Origin of the sequence: Halorubrum sp. AD140, assembly GCF_034497445.1 — an archaeon.
Lineage (GTDB): Archaea > Halobacteriota > Halobacteria > Halobacteriales > Haloferacaceae > Halorubrum.
Genome location: NZ_JAXRUU010000177.1, coordinates 1 through 1,504 on the forward strand (window position 1 = coordinate 1; position 1,504 = coordinate 1,504).

Here is a 1,504-nt window from a genome sequence, read left to right on the forward strand (position 1 = left end):
CGGTCGTTTTCGGGCATAGATCACTTTGAAAACGCACCGCCTCACCTTTCAATCCTTATCTGAACACCGCCTTTTCATGGTGGGGCTGTTTGATGACCTCGACGATAGTACTCGTTCTGGTGGGGGTGACCGCAAACCAGTTTAACCAACAATGCAGTGTATCCGTCAGTTCTGTTGGTTGAGACTAGTGGGACTCACCGTCGTCCGTCTCAACCCGCCCGTGTCGTTTGTCGATCTCATCAAGCATATCGAGTGTCTTGCGAATCGAAGCCCGAACCGCATCGCTTCGATTGACGAACTTTCCCTCGTCACCGACGTGCTCGTCAAGGTCATCAAGCAATTCCTGGGGGATTTCGACGCTGACCTTCGGCATACGCTTGTATTCCCAGAGGTATATCTTCAGCGTGTCGCACAGCACACCAGATTCGTCCGGAGGCCTCGTACGTACGCCGTATAGTGAACTGTTGTACCGCGGTTCGCACCGTGTTGAGTTGGTCACGCCTCAAGACCTCCGCCGTCAATAAGACATCAGCATTTGTCACCAGTCAGCCAATATCCACCGATCTGAAAAACGATCAGCACGAAATCCGTGAGGCACGCCGAGAAGTATTTAATCAGCTATTGTGGCCCAACCCACTCAAAAAGATTTCAACGCGAGCATGACGTGATTGTGCGCCTCTCAGGCCGTCTTGGTTGTCCTACTCCGAGGTGTCTGCGATCTCCTCGTAGTACGCGTCCTCTCCAAGCACGACCTGAACCTCTCCCGACGGTGTGTACTCGTAATCAGTTCCGTTGAGAACGTACACCTTCCCCTTGTCTAACCGAAGATCCGCATCGTACACTACGAATGGCCGGACTTCATCGTCACTCATTGACCGGTCACGCAGCAAGCCCTTCTGGTACGGCTTGTGGCTATCGAGATCTTGGATGTGAGTGACCAGCGCCTTCACGAGCACGTTGTCCCCGGACCCGCTCAAATCGGTTAGTTGGGTGAGACCCTCTCGAACCGCCATTATCGATCCTCCGTGTAGCGCACTGTGATCGTGCCAGTTGTCCGACCCTCGGGTGTATCTGCGCCGCACCACGGGCACGCCTCCATCAACGCTGCCTCGTGCGGCTCCTCGCACTCCGGGCACTGTACGGCTCGCGGCGTCCGGACACGAGTCGCAGCCGCATCGAGTACGGTCACGAGGGCGTTACCGGTCCGACAGATCACGATATCAGCGGGCGGATAGTAGCGAGCACCGTCGAAATCCTTGTCAGGGAGCTCTGCGATCACTCCCTCGTTCCACAGACTCTGCGCGGAGTGGTCGGTCTCAGGAGAGCGCTCAGCGAGGCGCATTGTCGCGTGGGTGGTAGTGAGCGGCTGGTGCGTCGTCGGGTGCGGTGTGGCGGACATGTATGCTGTTGATCGGCTGGTGGTGAGCGGGCAGTTCCTCAGTGACTTCCATCTCGGGGAAGCACAGAACTACAAAATCGGGGGAATAACAAATATTTTTCTGCG

2 protein-coding genes are annotated in these 1,504 nt (G+C 56.1%); both read right to left on the reverse strand.

Annotated features, from left to right (window positions below; genetic code table 11):
* Positions 1-184 precede the first annotated feature (184 nt).
* Positions 185-373 (reverse strand): ribbon-helix-helix domain-containing protein, encoded by a 189-nt coding sequence (locus U4E84_RS17140; RefSeq protein ID WP_322533312.1) that lies wholly within the window; start codon positions 371-373, stop codon positions 185-187.
* A 325-nt stretch (positions 374-698) separates the two neighbouring features.
* Positions 699-1,013: a hypothetical protein gene (locus tag U4E84_RS17145; protein WP_322533311.1), complete on the reverse strand. Its 315-nt coding sequence runs from the start codon at positions 1,011-1,013 to the stop codon at positions 699-701.
* Between the last annotated feature and the right edge of the window lie 491 nt (positions 1,014-1,504).

Excerpts from the sequence above, each read along its gene's own strand:
- U4E84_RS17145 (WP_322533311.1), bottom strand. The coding sequence starts at position 1,013 with ATGGCGGTTCGAGAGGGTCTCACCCAACTAACCGATTTGAGCGGGTCC.
- U4E84_RS17140 (WP_322533312.1), bottom strand. The coding sequence starts at position 373 with ATGCCGAAGGTCAGCGTCGAAATCCCCCAGGAATTGCTTGATGACCTT.